Origin of the sequence: Bacillus capparidis (genome assembly GCF_017832095.1) — a bacterium.
Lineage (GTDB): Bacteria > Bacillota > Bacilli > Bacillales > Bacillaceae > Bacillus > Bacillus gobiensis.
Map to the genome: position 1 here is coordinate 741,929 of NZ_JAFDST010000002.1, position 16,991 is coordinate 758,919.

Here is a 16,991-nt window from a genome sequence, read left to right on the forward strand (position 1 = left end):
ACAAACTGATGTATTATCTAAAGCTTTTTGGATCCAAGGCATCTCGCAGCCCGTCGCCCATAAAATTAATCGATAGAACGGATAGTACAATCATTAAACCAGGCGGAATCCAAAGCCAGGGCTGAGTTCCTAATACTGTGAGAGACTGTGCTTCCGTCAGCATATTTCCCCAGCTTGCGGTTGGCGGCTGCACACCCATACCAAGAAAGCTTAATGATGTTTCGAGAATAATAGCAGACGCCACTCCAAACGTCGCATTGACCAGTATCGGAGCCAGACAGTTCGGCAAAATGTGCTGAAACACGATCTTAGGTGCAGAGTAGCCAAGAGCAACACCCGATTTAATATAATCCATTTCTTTCACAGCCAGTACACTCCCCCTGACGAGGCGGGCGACAGATGGCCAACCAAGCAACCCAATTACGACAATAAGGTTAAAAAGGCTCGGGCCAACGATACTCACCAATACAAGAATGACCATTAAGTATGGAAATGACATAAAAATATCTGTTAAACGCATAATTACCGCGTCCACCCATTTGCCGAAGTAGCCGGCAATTGCCCCAAGAACAGTTCCGATGACGATATAAATCGCAACAGCCCCAATCCCTACTGAGAGAGAAACTCTGGAAGCATAAATCAGCCTGCTTAATAAATCTCTTCCCACTTGATCAGTACCCAAGACATGGGCAGCTGACGGAGAGGCTGCGAATTCCCCATGTACGGCATAGGGACTAAGTGGCGCCAGAACCGGAGCAAATATAGCAACAAGAACAATCAATGTAAAAATAACAAGTCCGACAACCGCCAGCTTATGTTTAAAAAACCTTCGCGTAATGACACGCAGATTGCTTTCTTCTTTCCCTAAAGATTCCGTCACATCGGGCAATTTTATCTCTGTATCGACCTTTGGATTTGCCAAAGACACAGCAGGCACTCCTTTCTGTTAGTTGTATTTGATTCTCGGATCAGCTACGGAATATAGAACATCAGCCAGTAAATTAGAGAATAATACAGCGAACGCAGCCAATAAATTGACAGCCATCAGGGTAGGATAGTCCCGGGATCCAATGGATTGGATCGTTAATTGGCCCAGCCCCGGCCATTGAAAGATTTGTTCGGTAACAACTGCTCCCCCGATCAATAAAGGGATGTCCATACCGACAATTGTAATAATTGGAATAAGTGCGTTTCTCAGCGCATGTTTATTTGTGACAACAAATTCTTTTACTCCTTTGGCCCTGGCTGTCCGTAAATAATCCTGCCCCAGCACCTCCAGCATGCTCGATCTGACGTAGCGGACCATACTTCCTGCGATGCCTGTTCCCAGAACAAGGCCCGGCAACAGCATATGAAGAAAAGTATCCATAAATCCGCCGGAGCCGCCTAACGTGTTCATGCCTCCGGTTGGCAGCACCTGAAAAATTAATGCAAAAACATAGATAGCTCCCAAACCGAGAAAGAAATGCGGAATTGAGATACCGAGAAACGAGAACGTTGTCGTTAAATAATCTGTCCATGAATACTGCTTCGTCGCACTGATGATCCCGATCGGAATGGCAATTAAGTAGGCAATAACAAGAGAAAATCCCATCAGAAGAAGGGTTGGGCCAATCCTTTCAGCAATCATACCCATGACCGGTTCATACGTCGTAAAGGAATTGCCAAAGTCTCCTTTAAATACATTGATCAGCCAGTGCCAGTATTGGACATAAATAGGGTCATTCAAGCCAAGGGCTTCCCTTTTGATTTGGATATCCTGCTCAGTTGCATCAGGATTAATATACATTTCGACAGGATCGCCGGGTGCCATGTTTACAATGAGAAAATTAAAGATCGTTACCCCTAGCAGAACAGGGATTGCGATAAGCGTCCTTCGCACAATATACTGGAACATTAGTTCACACCTCCTTGCAGCGGAAAATGGCAAGCAACAGATTGATCGCTGCCAAGCAGCTTCGGTGTTTGCTGTCGGCAAATGTCCTTCGCGATTGGGCATCTTGTGTGAAAGCTGCATCCTTTCGGGGGATTCGCAGGACTGGGTACATCTCCTTCAAGCACAATTCTTTCCCGGTCCCGCAAATGTGGATTTGGGATTGGATAGGCGTTTAACAACGCTTGCGTATATGGATGCTTCGGATGTTTAAAAATGTCCTCCGTTTTTCCGATTTCAACAATTTTTCCAAGATACATGACGGCGATTCGATCACTAATGTATTTCACTGCTCCTAATCCGTGAGCAATAAACAAATAGGTTAAACGGAATTTTTTCTGCAAATCCTTTAACAAATTAAGGATTTGCGCTTGAATGGAAACATCAAGTGCGGAAACTGGTTCATCACACACAATTAAATCAGGCTCCAGAATTAACGCACGGGCAATTCCGATTCTTTGCCTTTGCCCGCCTGAAAACTCATGGGGATATCGATTTTTATGCAGTTTCGTAAGGCCGACGATTTCAAGGATCTCCTCCACTTTCTTGTTTGCCTCCTCTTTGCCGGCCAGCTTGTGTGCCAAAAGCGGCTCAGCCAGCAAATCTCCCACTCTTTTTCTCGGATTCAGTGATGAATAAGGATCCTGAAAAATAATCTGCAGATTGAGGCGTACCTTTCGCAAGTCATTTCCTTTAAGTGTCGATAAATCATTTCCTTGAAAAATGATTTGCCCTTCCGTCGGCTCTTCCAGCTTAACTATCGTCCGACCTGTTGACGATTTTCCGCAGCCGGACTCGCCAACCAGCGCCAACGTTTCACCTGGATTAATAGCAAAATTCAATCCATCCACTGCTTTGACGTGGCTAACGGTCCTCGATATAATCCCTTTTTTGATCGGATAGTATTTTTTCAGCTGCTTAATTTCAATGAGCGGCTTGTCCGTTTGCTTTTCAATTATGTTCTTCTCAGCCATCGAAACACTCATGCACGCACCTCCAATTCTAAAGCAGCCTCGCTGTATAACTGATCTTCATACAACCAGCACCTGACCTTATGCGCCTCTTTTCCGGCAAGGGAATCCAACTGCGGCTTCTCCTCAAGGCATTTCTCCATTGCAAGTGGGCACCGCGTATGAAACCGGCATCCCTTCGGCATATTTTGAAGAGTAGGAACTGTTCCAGGTATCGAATAGAGCCTTTCATGCTTGTCCGATTCCAGATGTGGGATCGATTGCATCAGCCCTTTCGTATAAGGATGCTTCGGATCATCAAATAATGTGAAAACATCCGCTTCCTCTACCACTTGACCGGCATACATAACAAGTACTTTATCAGCCATTTCGGCAATGACTCCTAGATCGTGGGTAATTAAAATGATGGCGGTTTTGGAATCCTCCCGTAAATCCTTCATTAGCTGCAGGATCTGCGCCTGTATCGTGACATCCAAAGCAGTTGTAGGCTCGTCGGCAATTAAAAGGTTCGGTTGACAGGATAAGGCCATTGCGATCATGACCCTTTGCCTCATACCGCCTGAGAGCTCATGGGGATACTGGTCGATAATTTCCTCCGACCTTGGAATTTTTACTTTCTTCAGCATTTCAATCGCATATTCTCTCGCCGCTTTTGCGTTCATGTCCGTATGAAGCCTGATCGATTCAATCAGCTGGTTCCCAATCGTGAAAACAGGGTTGAGCGACGTCATCGGCTCCTGGAAGATCATTGAGATTTCATTGCCGCGGATGTGCCTCATATCCGCTTCTGTCTGCTTGGGGATGTCAATTCCATTTAACTGAATTGAGCCTTCTTTTATATATCCATGCTTTCCCAAAAGACGCATGATCGACAAAGAGGTAACGCTCTTTCCGCAGCCTGATTCTCCAACAATGCCAAGTGTTTCACCCTTTTCAAGCGCAAAGGAAACCTCTTCAACCGATACAACTTCCCCTTTATCTGTTGAAAATGCTGTTTTTAATTTATCTACTTTGAAAAATGGTTGGGCCACTCTTGCACACCTCCAATTGGTTGTTTGCCAGCTTCTTAGACTACCGACTCGGCAGTTTTGACCGCAGAATAATGATAGACAAGGGACAAAAGAGATTTTGCAGCATGCACCATCGCCCGTTCATCAAAATCAAATTTCGGATGATGGTGGGGATAGATCGCTCCGATATCTTCATTTCTGGCACCTGTGTGATAAAACATTCCCGGCTTTTTCAGCAAATAGTAGGCAAAGTCTTCTGCTCCCATAATCGGCGGTGTTTCTACCAGTGTCTCTTCACCTGCGGAAGAAGAAATCACCTCTTTAAACACCTCGACTTCCGCCTCATGATTGTAAACGGCAGGATAGCCATTTTTATAGATAACCTCATATTCGGCCTGGAACGTCTTGCACACCCCGTCGACAATATTTCGAAGCTCTTCTTCAACAAAGGCTCTAATCTCTTGATCAAACGTTCTGACAGTGCCCGTAATAACCGCAGAGTCAGCAATTACATTATTGGCATTGCCAGCATGGAAGGATCCGACAGAAACGACAGCAGATTTTTGTGGATCTACCCGCCTGCTTACGATATGCTGCAGCTGGTTAACCAGCTGAGCACCGATAGCAATCGAGTCAATTGTTTCGTGAGGCGAAGAACCATGCCCGCCTTTCCCGATAATTTTTATTTCAAAGGAATCGGCTGACGCCATTGTATATCCACTTCGATAACAAAACGTTCCAAGCGGGGCTCGTGAAGATAAGTGAGTGCCGAAGACCACATCCACCCCATCCAAGCATCCGTCGTCGATCATGCTTTTGGCTCCACCGGGGAATACTTCTTCAGCATGCTGGTGAATAAGCACGACATTACCAGCAAGAAGGTGCTTATTTTCGCTTAATACTTTTGCTACTGCAAGCAAGGTTGCCGTATGTCCGTCATGACCGCAGGCATGCATCACACCCGGAACTTCCGACTTATACTCCACTTCTTTTTCGTCTTGAATAGGGAGCGCATCAAAATCGGCGCGCAATGCAATCGTTTTTCCCGGCTTTCCTCCAGATATTTTTCCGACAACTCCATTTCCTCCAACACCTGTTTGAACTTCAATACCATAGCTTTCAAGTATTCCGGCAATCATTTTTGGCGTTTCAACTTCTTGAAAGGAGAGCTCGGGATTTTTATGTAAATGACGTCTCCATTCGACCATTTGTTGGAACATTCCCTCTGCTTGCTCGTGCCATTCTTTAATCACATGTGTTCCTCCTTTTAGTACTTTTTCACTGTTTTGATATTTCTGAATTTTTTTAACAGAATTCAACACCGCCAACAGTACGATTCTTTTTGCATACAGTAACATATATTTTGACGATGTTTGTATTTTAAGTAAGATCATATGACAAATTATTTTAAAACATTAAATTTCTTTGCAATATTTGAGAAAATTTAACAAAAATCCAGCTAGAAAACAAAAAGAATGCTATTCATAAAAAGAAATAGCATTCTATTCGTGTATATCATTTTTCAACATCCAAGGAGCTACTTTCAGTTCGATCTGAGTCAATGATTGCTTTTGGAAGGCCCGTATACTTTGCCCAGTAGTAAATCACCAGAGCACCCGCAGCAGTAACCAGGAGATCAACCGGATTACTCAATAGCCCGAGTCCTCCTCCAAAGCTGCCAAAATAGGATATCACAAGCATCATGCAATAGTAGGCCACGATCCACCAAGATGATTTCAACTGCTGGGCTAAGCTGACCTCTTCTTTTGGGACATATTTTGAGAAAGCCAAATAAATGACGTACATAACGAGCTGAGACCCCAACAGCCAGGAGATCGTACCCCAGCCTGACCAATAGACAATGTAAGTGGCAAAAATAAATGAAATAGGCGCGATCACACTCATTCCTTTTAAATTAAATGGCTTCTTAAGGTCTTTTGCATTTACTTCGAACGCAGCAGACGAGATTGGAGCCACCGCATATGAGAGAATCAAGGCAACGGAGCAGACATTAACAAGCGCGTTCCAGGACGGAAAAGGCAGCGTCCAAAAAACTGACATGCCAAAGGATAACCATAGCGAAGCACGGGGAATACCCGTTTCTTTATGTACCTTAGAAAAAACATTAAACAGAGTCCCGGTATGCGACCACGCGTATACTAAACGTGCTGTTGTATTCATAAAAATATTGCCGTTTCCTCCCGGAGATAGAATGGCATCCATTACGACTAGAGTAGCAAGCCAACCCAATCCAAGCATAACTGCAATATCTTTGAAAGGAAGCGGAAATTCACTTTGAATGTTTTCCCACCCATTATTCAGCATATCGGTTGGTATACTTCCGATAAACAGCAATTGCAGAGTAGTATAGATCGCGGCAGCCAGGACAATACAAACGATCAAGGCAATCGGAATGTTTCGCTGCGGATTCTTCACTTCACTTGCGACAGATACAATAGGATGAAGCCCCAGATAGGCAAACATAACTCCGCCTGTAGAAATCGCCGCCTGTATGCCTTGGAATCCAAAAGGTGCAAACCCAGCTGCTGTTAAATTGGCAGATTTAAAATGAAATAGAAGGACAACGATAATTGTAAGCGGGACAAAATATTTAAAAATAGAAATAATAATATTGGACTTGGCAAAAGTTTTTACACTCCAATAATTGAGGAGAAAAAATAAACAAAGCAGCCCAAATTGGACAAACCAGCCCAATATTGTCGGCGACTCTGAACCCTCCACTGTCAGATTCGGAAACCAATACGCGATATACTGCCTGACTGCTGTCACTTCGATAGAAATCAAGCTCGTGTAAGCAACGATAGTAATAAAAGAGATAAGGTAACCGACCAATGGCCCGTGAGAATACACCGGATAGCGTAATATTCCCCCGGTTCTAGGTATGGCTGCACCGAGCTGGGCATAAATAAAACCGATTAATAGTACGATTATTCCTCCTATGATCCAGGATAAACTACCGATCGGCCCTGCTTTAGAAGCGACATTGCTAACGGCAAACAACCAAGCTGAACCAAAAATTGCTCCCAGTCCAATAAGAATCAGATCAAATAATGAGATGGTTTTCTTAAACTTCCCTTCACTAGCCATCAACTTCCTCCTTCACAATATAAAGCCATGAAAATCCCTCCTTAGCATTTCTATTTTTTCATTTATCATTCAAAAAAAGAATCCACTAACATTTAGTGAATTCTACATTTTAAGCTATTTCGTCAGATCACTCACAAATTTCGGAAGCACGAAGGCTGCCTTGTGAATTTCTTTCGTATAATACTTTGTATCGATATCAAAAAAGCGGTCGTCTTCAACAGCTAACGGATCGTATTTTTTTGAACCGATTGTAAATGTCCACAAACCGCTCGGATACGTCGGTATGTTTGCAAGATAAAGCTTAGTAATCGGGAAGATTTCACGGACATCACGCTGGACATTTGTGATTAAATCTGGAGTGAACCATGGATTGTCTGTTTGCGCGACAAAAATGCCGTCTTCTTTTAGCGCATTTGATATTCCGGAATAAAACCCTTTTGAAAAAAGGTTAACGGCAGGCCCTACAGGCTCCGTTGAATCGACCATGATTACATCATACTCGTTCTCAGCCTTAGCGATATGCATAAAGCCATCATCAACCAGCACTTCTACCCGCTCATCCTCAAGTTTACCGGCAATGGATGGCAGAAATTTTTTGCTGTATTCGATCACTTTTCCATCGATATCCACCAATGTTGCTTTTTTTACTTGTGGATGCTTTAGTATTTCGCGGATAACTCCACCGTCACCGCCACCTACTACTAGAACATTTTCAGGATTTGGATGGGTGAAGAGCGGCACGTGTGCAACCATTTCATGATAAACAAACTCGTCTTTTTCTGATGTCATAACCATCCCGTCAAGAAACAACATGTTCCCGAATTCTTCTGTTTCTACCATTTCCAGCAGCTGATAATCGGTCTGTTCACGATGGAGGGTTTGTTTGACCTTCATTGTGATGCCGAAGTTTTTCGTCTGCTTTTCTGTATACCATAGTTCGCTCATTCATTTACTCCCTTTCAGTCATTTGATATTTATCCCGTATTAACGGGCAGTAAGACCCTCGCTGATTGAGGTTCACTTTATGGATTTTAGATTCTATTAATTTCATCTTTTGCCCAAGGAAAAAGTATAGTGTAAGCCGGAAAAATTGTAAAGATGAAGCGCACTAAATGATTTTTCAGCTCTTTTTATGTTTAGATGCCCCTTACTTTCCACATACTAAATAAAGATAAACCAGGTAGGGGGTGAAGGCATTGGATATGATGGCAAATAAACGCCTTAGAATGACGATGAAAACTTTGCGCGCTTGCTTTTTCATCTGTCTATTTGCTTTAGCCATTCTTTCAACGATTCTATTAAGTGTCATTCTCGTTGCGAAGTGGCAGGGACCTCCGTCGGTAAAGGTGAATCAGTCTACCATTCTTTATGCAAATGACGGAGCTAAGCTTGGCGAAACCCATCACGGCGAAAAAAGGTATTGGGTTTCCCTCGATGAAATGAGCCCTGCAATCATCAATGCGACTGTTGCCGTAGAAGACCGGCATTTTTTTGATCATCACGGCTTTGATATCAAACGGATCGCCGGAGCTGCCTTTGCAGACTTTAAAGCATTGGCGATGGTGCAGGGGGCAAGCACAATCACCCAGCAGTATGCCAGAAACTTATATTTGGATCATGATAAAACCTGGAAAAGAAAGCTGAACGAAGCTTTTTATACGATACGCCTTGAACAAAATTACTCAAAGGAAGAAATTCTGGAGGGCTATTTAAACACGATTTATTACGGGCACGGAGCTTACGGCGTGGAGGCAGCCTCGTGGTTTTATTTTGATAAGCCAGCTAAGGATTTGAATATTGAAGAAGCGGCAATGTTAGCAGGCATCCCAAAAGGACCGAGCATCTATTCACCGTATATCAATAGAGATAAAGCAATTGAAAGACAGCAAACTGTACTTCATATGATGGAAGAGCAAAATTTTATCTCTGAAAAAGAAGAAAGCACATTGCGTGGGCGAACCCTGTCTATACGTCAACTGAAAGATAGTGATATGCCAAAAAAACCAGCCCCTTATTTTTATGATGCGGTATTGAAAGAACTGGAGCATACCCTGAAGCTATCGAAAGAAGAAATAGAGACTGGCGGTTTACACGTATATACAACACTCGATCCTCGCATGCAAGAAATTGCCGAACAAGAGATTAACCGCCGTATTGATAACACGTCAAAAATCCAGGTTGGATTTGCCGCAATGAATCCCGGGAATGGCCACGTGCTTGCATTAGTCGGGGGTGTTGATTATGAGAAAAGCCCTTTCAATCGAGTGACACAAGCAAAACGGCAGCCAGGTTCAACGATGAAGCCCCTTCTCTATTACAATGCAATCAAGCACGGGTTTTCTCCATCAACCCTAATGAAAAGCGAGGCTACTACATTTACGATTGAGCCCGGCGGAAAAGCCTATTCACCCGCTAATTACAATGGTTATTATGCGAATGGCAACATTACGCTTCTTCAAGCTCTTGCCTTGTCGGATAATATATTTGCTGTAAAAACGCATTTATTTCTCGGGATGGATCAGCTCATTCAGACAGCAAGGCAACTGGGAATAAAGGATGAGCTCGCTGAGGTTCCTTCTCTGGCGCTAGGGACGTCGCCCATAAAACCGATTGAAATGATTAACGCTTACGGCATTCTTGCAAATGGCGGCAGGGAAATTACTCCGGTATTTATCAAGAAGGTGACTGACGCCTCAGGCAATGTACTTTATGAAGAGTCGAACAGCGACGGACAGATTCTCGATAAAAAGGCGGCATTTGTCACCGCAAGCATGATGACGGGAATGTTCGACCAAGCCTTAAACAGCTATACTTCGGTGACAGGTCGTACGATTTCTGATCAATTGACCCGCACCTATGCCGGGAAATCCGGCACGACAGAAACAGACAGCTGGATGATCGGCTTTTATCCAGGACTGGTTTCCGGCGTGTGGACCGGCTATGATAAAACCTACACGATCGACTCTGTTGCTGAAAAAAGCTACAGCAAGCAGATTTGGGCCGGCTTTATGGAAAAAGCATTGGAAAACGAACCAGAAGCTTTTTTCAAACCGCCTGCAGGCGTGTCAGGAATATATATCGATCCCAAGACCGGCTTCGAAGCAGGTCCTGGCTGTGCCAATAAACACTTTACCTATTTTGTAAAAGGAACCGAACCGACGGGTGTATGCTATGGTAATGGTGAGATGAAGAAGAAAGAAAAAAATGTACAACCAGCTGAGAAAGAAAATAAGCGGCCAAAATGGTGGGAAAAGTGGCTGGGAGCCGGTTAACAAATTAAGAGTCACTTGATCGACGACGGATCAAGTGACTCTGTTTATTTGAGTATAATTATCGTTATATCCGCAAGATCCATAAATGAAAAACCCCGGGCTTAGATTCAGCCCGAAGCTCTCCATGGTCTGGTGTAAAACCAGCTATTAGAATATATATATCAAATTTGAGAGTATATGTCCATCTTATTTGAGTATATTTTCACAGAAAATTCTTACTTTACTTTTGTAAGAGTTGATCTTTTAACTCATCTGTTGATCGGTCCCAAAATCCTTTGTCGTGCTTTTGAAGAAAATCTGCAAGCACTTGCTTGGAGCTGTCATCCATTTTATCAACAATTATTTTTCTTTTCATCGATTTGTCCATAAGATTGACGTGCTCCGGAAGAGATTTGTAGCCGCGTCGAATGCTCCTGTCTACCGTCATCTCACAGGCTGTGACACCGGCATAATACGGCCCTTCTTCTTTTCGGTCGATCGTAACCCATACAAGCCAAAACGGCTTTCCGTTTGGCACTTCCTCTTTATTGGGAAGAAATTTGATTCCTTTTTCTACCGTGCTTCTCGCGTGCATGGCGCCGATATCAACAAATGCTTCCTTCTCCTCAACATCAACAAATACAGGAGAAATGTTATCCAGGCTTAGTGCGCCTACTCCATATCCGCCATGGCCGTCCGTAGGATCATTTTTAATGATATTAAAACCAATCGATTTTTTCTTTTTTCCGCCTTCCATAAGAAAACCTCCTAAAGCAATGGTTGTAATAGTGTATTAAAGACATTAAGGGTGAATCGCATTCCCCTATCTAAAACCGGCCAGATTAAGATATTGTCTAACGGCGTTATGATTAAAATTAAGAATAAAATGGCGCCATAAGACTCGTACTGGGTCATTTTTGCCCGTACATCAGGGGAAACAAGGTCCTGTATGATCCGAAATCCATCCAAAGGAGGAAACGGCATTAAGTTAAATAAAAACAGCACCAAATTTAAATGCACCCAAATATTAAAAAACAATGTGAGAGACTGCAAGTATCCGTCAGGCAGTCCGGCAATAAACGGCAGCTTCGCAAGGATCACCTGCAAGAAAAGTCCAAGAAACGCTAAGACCAGATTGCTGAACGGTCCAGCAAATGAAACGAGTATTCCTGCCCTGCGAGGGTTTTTAAAGAAAAACCGGTTAACGGGGACAGGCTTCGCCCACCCAAAACCAACGAGAAATATCAAAATCGTCCCAAACGGATCCAAATGCTTGATCGGGTTCAGTGTCAGCCGCCCTTGTTTTTCCGCAGTCGAATCTCCAAATCGGTATGCAACATAAGCATGAGAAAATTCATGGACAGTAAAGGCGGCGATTAACGTGATCGCGACAAACGGAATATATTCTAAAGGAAACGCTAAAAAGTTCGAAAAAATATCCAAATGGCAAAATCCCTCTTTCTCTTAAAGCTCTTCCTTTTAGTATACTATATCCTTTCTTTCTTTTCTAAACCGACAGCTTTTTTTGTCACGACTTCACTGCTGCTGTTCTCTTTAGGAAGTAATACCATATAAAATTCCTGAGACAATCATTAAACTGCCTATGCCAAAAAATCTTCAATCGATTTTTTTCTCGGCCCGCAGCTGTATTTTTCAATAAAAATTTTCTTGTATTTTTCTGCTTCCGTGATAACATTTTATTGTTTGTTAAAAAGAGTGAATGACTATTGTTTATTAATAAAATTAGTAATAGAGGAGAAATCGGATAAGAAATGACTTGGGAAGTTTTAAGTATGATTGGTACAATAGCTTTTGCTGTCAGCGGAGCCATTATTGCCATGGAAGAAGAATATGATATTTTTGGCGTTTATATTTTAGGAATTGTCACTGCCTTTGGCGGCGGGGCAATAAGAAACCTGTTAATCGGTGTTCCAGTCTCTGCTTTATGGGAGCAGGGATTATTTTTTCAAATTGCTTTGTTATCCATAACAGCAGTGTTTTTATTCCCGTCTAATCTCCTGAAGCATTGGCAAAGATGGGGCAATCTGTTCGATGCCTTCGGTTTATCTGCCTTTGCGATTCAAGGTGCGATATATGTTTCAAACATGAACCATCCACTCAGTGCAGTGATTGTTGCAGCTGTTTTAACAGGAATCGGCGGCGGAATTATTCGCGATTTATTAGCCGGACGGAAACCGATTGTGTTACGGTCCGAAATATATGCAGTATGGGCTATTCTTGCTGGCATACTTATTGGACTTAAAATCGCTTCAAACTCTTGGGAATTGTATATATTATTTGGCCTCGTAACTATTATGCGTGTCCTTTCCTACACTTATAATTGGAAGCTGCCGATACGCAGACTTGGGGCGAATTAAAAAATCGACGGAGTTCCGTCGGTTTTTAATCATATCATCGTGCTTTCTTTGTCCATTTCATCAATTACACTTTGGACATCATTCGGACGATAAACAAGATAATCTGGATTTTCTTTTGCTAACAGTTCAGCTGAATCATATCCCCATGCAGCTGAAATAATCCTAATATTTGATTTGCGGCAGGCTTCTATATCTCTTAATTCATCGCCAATATATACAGCCTCGTCATAACTTATTTTTAATTTCTTCATAAAAGTATTGATTGTATGATTCTTACCAAAAAATTTTTTTGCTGGATAAATGTGATCATAAATATCCATGTTATTATTTTTTAAAAAGGTACGGATACTCGGCTTCAAATTTGATGAAATGATACTAAGAACATACCCTTTTTCTTTCAAGCCGAAAACCAACTCTCTAATTCCTTCATTCGTCTTTAAGGAACCAATAGTTTCCTGATATCTGCTTTTTGCATACATCCCCATCTGAGGCACTCTGTAAAGAGGAACCCTTAGTACTTTGCATCGATCTGGAATAGACAAGGTGCTTAAATATTCAATTTCATCAGGCTCAATAATTTTATAGTTATATTTCTCAGCCAGCTCATTATAAAATTTCACCATTAGTCCTCTTGAGTTAACAATGGTTCCATCAAAATCGAAAATAGCTGTTTTAATCATTTCTTCACGCCCACTCTTCTGAAATTAAAAAGTATAACCACTTATCTTTTCCCGTAGTATTCATTGTATTATATTAAAACATTTCACTCAAACGGACTTAACCAAACCAACCGTTCTCCGCTGTTTTGAAATCATTTGATTCTTCTTGATGACTATTTTCGTTGATTAAAATCCCGGATAATAGAAGAATTCCGAGGAAAACAGATCAGATAATAACCTTGCACTTTTTCATGAGTTAATTTCCCCTGGCATTTACACAAAATTATTGATGGTTCTACATGCCCTATGTATAAATAAAATAACAAAGAGAAACCAGATCACCCTAAAGTGGTTTCTGGTTTTTATCATCTGCTATGGCTTCTACTAAGAGATCTGCGATATGGACGGCTCGCACCTTATTCTCGAGACCCTCCCTTTGTATGCCCAGCTTCATTTGAAGTAAGCACCCGGGATTAGCCGTCACAATAATGGTTGCTGCGGATGCTTCGGCATTCTCCATCTTATGGTCAAGGATCTGCATGGACATCTCTTGTTCGACGAGATTGTAAATGCCCGCTGACCCGCAGCAGCGATCGGCATTCTTCATTTCCCTGTACTCGCTCCCTTGAATCGCTTGAAGCAGTTTCCTCGGCTGTGATGAGGTTCCCATGACGTTTCTAAGGTGGCAGGAGTCTTGATAAGTCATCGTTTCATTTTGTAAAGAAAGCTTTTGTTTGTGAAAATCGAGTTCCGTGAGCACAGCGGACAGGTCCTTCAGCTTTGAGGAGAATGCCAATGCCCGCTCAGCCCATCTGGGGTCGTCTCTAAGCAAATAATCGTATTCGATAAGAAAAGCTCCGCAGCCTCCGGCATTAGTGATAATGGCATCAACCTTCAGATCCTCAAACGCTTCAATATTTCGTTTGGCCAGCTCCTTTGCTTTTTCCTTCTCGCCGCTATGGCCATGAAGAGCTCCGCAGCAACATTGCTCCTTCGGAATAACGACCTCGCAGCCGGCAAGCTGCAGCAGCTTGATCGTTGCATCGTTTGTCGGTAAAAACATCGTATCCATCAAACAGCCACTAAAGAATGCCACTCGTTTTTTTATTTTCCCCTCGGGTTTTACATGGTGCGGACGGCTTTTCATTTTCCTTATCTCCGGCACCTTCGGCAGTATTTTTTCCATATCAGACAAATTTTCGCCCAGGAGCTTCAATACGCAGCTTTTTCTCACAACCGTCTGAAGACCGCTTCTTTGATAAAAAGACATAAGCCCCATCACTCCGCGGATGCGGTTAGGATAAGGGAAAAAGTGATGAAAAACCGCTTTTCGCAATACTTTGACAGGCAAGCTGTGCTTTTTATTCTGCTCGATAATGTCTCTCGCCTCTTCGAGTAATTGGCCGTATTTGACCCCCGCTGGGCAGACCGGCTCACATGCCCTGCAGCCTAGACATAAATTGAGCTGACGTTCTACATCCTTATCAGGCTCGATATGTCCGTCAACGACACCCTTCATTAAAGCGATTCGCCCTCTTGGAGAGGCAGCCTCATTCTTATTTGTTTCAATATAGGTCGGGCATGAAGGTAGGCAAAAACCACAGCGCATGCAGTTCAAAAGCTCTTCTTCATCCATCCGTTTTTTAAAATCGGTTTGAATTTTTTCTTGCGTATTCAATTACCGGACACCACCCGTTTGCGGGAAGCCTTTGCAAAAATCTTGCCAGGGTTTAAGATGTTTTCGGGATCTAATGACGTCTTGATTGCTTTCATCGCCTCGACGCCCGCTTCACCCAGCTTCCATTCCAGAAAAGGCGCCTTCATGAGGCCGACCCCATGTTCACCTGTGATCGTCCCGCCAAGCTCTATCGCTTTCTCAAAAATTTCTTCAAAGGCTTTTTCAACGCGTTCATATTCACTTTTGTCTCTCGAATCGGTGATACAGGTCGGGTGCAGATTGCCATCTCCCGCATGGCCAAATGTACAAATTTCGACTTGATGCTTTTGAGCAATTTCTTTAATGGCCAGCACCATCTCAGCTACCTTCGACCGCGGTACGGTGGCATCTTCTAGAATCGTTGTCGGTTTTAAACGGGCAAGCGCCGACAATGCCGATCTTCTTGCGGTTGTTAAAGCCTCCGCTTCCTTCTTGGTTTTGGCAACGCTTACATTTAATGCGTTCTCCTGTAAGCAAATCGCTTCAATTTTAAGTATGTCGCGGGAGACAACCTCAAAAGCCCCGTCCTGCTCGATTAATAGAATCGCATCAGCCTCAGTTGGCAATCCAATCCGCGCAAAATCTTCTACCACCTTAATGGTTGGCTGATCCAAAAATTCAAGCGTCGCCGGTATGATTTTATTTGCTATGATCGACGAAACGCTTCTTGCAGCAGCACCGATATCGTCATAGATCGCGAGAATTGTCTGCTTCGTCTCGGGAGGAGGAATGAGCTTTAACGTTGCTTCAGTGACAATCCCCAATGTCCCTTCTGCCCCGACGAAAAGTCTCGTTAAATCGTATCCAGCAACGTCTTTTGCCAATTTCCCGCCTGTCCGAATCGTTTTTCCATTGGCGAGAATGACCTCAAGGCCAAGGACATAGTCGCGGGTGACGCCATACTTTAATCCTCTCAGCCCGCCGGAATTTTCACTGATGTTGCCGCCGATCGTTGATATTTTCATAGAGCTTGGATCCGGCGGATAAAACAGAGCCTTTTCCTCAACAGCTTGAATAAAATCAAGCGTATTCACCCCCGGTTGAACGGTAGCTGTCAGATTTTCTTCATCAATTTCCAAAATCTTATCCATATGCTTAAAAAGCAGAACGACCCCTCCCTCAGTTGGGCACGTCCCGCCGCACAGATTGGTTCCTGAACCCCTAGGGACGATTGGGATTCGATGTTCGCGGCACACGTCAATAATCTTCGCAATCTCTTCGCTGTTTCTCGGAGACAAAACAGCATCCGGCATCGATTGAAAGCCCGGTGTTGCATCATACGAATAAGAGAATAGGCTTGCTTTCGTATGCTCAACATTTTCAGCGCCGACAATTCTTTGAAACACCTCTAAAACCGATTGCTCCAACATTTAACATCCCCCTTTGTTCAATCATACAGTAAATGGGATTCGTTGAACATTGATACTCCAACAAAAAAATCCGCCCTAGTGAGACGGATTTTCGTTGATCTGCTTTAGTTTACCTATGTACCCGATCGCTTCTGCGTATTCTTCATCTGTATAACGCAGCTTGCTCTTAACAGTAAAAACCTTGTCTTTTTTTTCGTCATCTTCAAGATTGTCAAAGAATAAAATCGTTGAGACAAGCTCTAAAAACCGGGATGACTGTTCGTTTAGATCGAGCATATACTCTTTAATCGGCGGCATATTCACCTCGGCGCGATTCAAGAATTCGTTTCCTTGGTCAGTCAAGGCGTAACGATATTGATAATAACCGCCCTTTTTTTCTTTTACCTCATTCAGAAAACCTAAATTGCAAAGCTCCTCGACTTGCAGCGTCAATTCTTCCGAATAAGGGCCGTAAAAGTGAAAATCATATTTTTCATAAAAGGGAAGATCCAATTTTTTTGCAATATAAATCATTTTCTGCAGCTTCTTGCGGCCGATGATTTCCCCCGATTCCGAGAAGACCTTCATCAGCTTTGCGTGTTCTTTCAACAAAAC

General features: G+C 43.0%; 15 protein-coding genes. 2 read left to right on the forward strand and 13 right to left on the reverse strand.

Going from position 1 to position 16,991, the window contains the following annotated elements; translation table 11 throughout:
- Positions 1–13 precede the first annotated feature (13 nt).
- The 7 genes from opp4C to speE all read right to left on the reverse strand — a co-directional run bounded on the left by opp4C (position 14) and on the right by speE (position 7,967).
- On the reverse strand, positions 14–922 hold the full coding sequence (gene opp4C, locus JOC74_RS10770) for an oligopeptide ABC transporter permease (protein WP_376773388.1): 909 nt from the start codon (positions 920–922) through the stop codon (positions 14–16).
- 24 nt (positions 923–946) lie between these two features.
- A complete protein-coding gene (locus JOC74_RS10775) occupies positions 947–1,897 on the reverse strand; it encodes an ABC transporter permease (protein ID WP_053604583.1) in 951 nt (316 codons plus the stop codon).
- Positions 1,897–2,919, reverse strand: a complete 1,023-nt coding sequence (locus JOC74_RS10780) for an ABC transporter ATP-binding protein (RefSeq protein WP_098945250.1) — start codon at positions 2,917–2,919, stop codon at positions 1,897–1,899. Before JOC74_RS10780 ends, JOC74_RS10775 begins: the two co-directional genes overlap by 1 nt.
- Positions 2,916–3,935: an ABC transporter ATP-binding protein gene (locus tag JOC74_RS10785; RefSeq protein ID WP_053604584.1), complete on the reverse strand. Its 1,020-nt coding sequence runs from the start codon at positions 3,933–3,935 to the stop codon at positions 2,916–2,918. The genes JOC74_RS10780 and JOC74_RS10785 overlap by 4 nt, the downstream gene beginning before the upstream one ends.
- Before the next feature lie 35 nt (positions 3,936–3,970).
- Positions 3,971–5,167 (reverse strand): M20 family metallopeptidase, encoded by a 1,197-nt coding sequence (locus tag JOC74_RS10790; protein ID WP_053604585.1) that lies wholly within the window; start codon positions 5,165–5,167, stop codon positions 3,971–3,973.
- Between the two features lie 262 nt (positions 5,168–5,429).
- Complete coding sequence (locus JOC74_RS10795) at positions 5,430–7,022, reverse strand: APC family permease (RefSeq protein WP_053604586.1); 1,593 nt, start codon at positions 7,020–7,022, stop codon at positions 5,430–5,432.
- Between the two features lie 114 nt (positions 7,023–7,136).
- Entirely contained in the window at positions 7,137–7,967 is an 831-nt protein-coding gene (gene speE, locus JOC74_RS10800; RefSeq protein WP_053604587.1) for a spermidine synthase, read from the reverse strand.
- 251 nt (positions 7,968–8,218) lie between these two features.
- Between speE and JOC74_RS10805 the strand changes: the two genes are divergently transcribed.
- Entirely contained in the window at positions 8,219–10,294 is a 2,076-nt protein-coding gene (locus tag JOC74_RS10805) for a transglycosylase domain-containing protein (protein ID WP_053604588.1), read from the forward strand.
- A 220-nt stretch (positions 10,295–10,514) separates the two neighbouring features.
- Here JOC74_RS10805 and JOC74_RS10810 read toward each other — a convergent pair whose 3' ends face one another.
- Both JOC74_RS10810 and JOC74_RS10815 read right to left on the reverse strand, forming a co-directional pair.
- Positions 10,515–11,030, reverse strand: a complete 516-nt coding sequence (locus JOC74_RS10810; protein WP_053604589.1) for a YwhD family protein — start codon at positions 11,028–11,030, stop codon at positions 10,515–10,517.
- Positions 11,031–11,041: 11 nt separating this feature from the next.
- Entirely contained in the window at positions 11,042–11,710 is a 669-nt protein-coding gene (locus JOC74_RS10815) for a site-2 protease family protein (RefSeq protein WP_053606131.1), read from the reverse strand.
- A gap of 335 nt (positions 11,711–12,045) precedes the next feature.
- Here JOC74_RS10815 and JOC74_RS10820 point away from each other — a divergent pair, with 335 nt between their 5' ends.
- A complete protein-coding gene (locus JOC74_RS10820; RefSeq protein ID WP_053604590.1) occupies positions 12,046–12,651 on the forward strand; it encodes a trimeric intracellular cation channel family protein in 606 nt (201 codons plus the stop codon).
- 29 nt (positions 12,652–12,680) lie between these two features.
- On the opposite strand, the gene JOC74_RS10825 is transcribed toward JOC74_RS10820, so the two are convergent.
- The 4 genes from JOC74_RS10825 to JOC74_RS10840 form a co-directional block, all read right to left on the reverse strand.
- Positions 12,681–13,331 (reverse strand): HAD hydrolase-like protein, encoded by a 651-nt coding sequence (locus tag JOC74_RS10825; RefSeq protein ID WP_053604591.1) that lies wholly within the window; start codon positions 13,329–13,331, stop codon positions 12,681–12,683.
- 322 nt (positions 13,332–13,653) lie between these two features.
- Positions 13,654–14,946, reverse strand: coding sequence for a (Fe-S)-binding protein (locus tag JOC74_RS10830; RefSeq protein WP_376773389.1), 1,293 nt, complete (start codon positions 14,944–14,946; stop codon positions 13,654–13,656).
- Positions 14,947–14,984: 38 nt separating this feature from the next.
- The gene (glcD, locus tag JOC74_RS10835; protein ID WP_053604593.1) at positions 14,985–16,397 is read right to left on the reverse strand and encodes a glycolate oxidase subunit GlcD; all 1,413 of its coding nucleotides are present in this window, start codon (positions 16,395–16,397) and stop codon (positions 14,985–14,987) included.
- A gap of 75 nt (positions 16,398–16,472) precedes the next feature.
- Positions 16,473–16,988, reverse strand: a complete 516-nt coding sequence (locus JOC74_RS10840; RefSeq protein WP_053604594.1) for a YwgA family protein — start codon at positions 16,986–16,988, stop codon at positions 16,473–16,475.
- Positions 16,989–16,991: the final 3 nt, after the last annotated feature.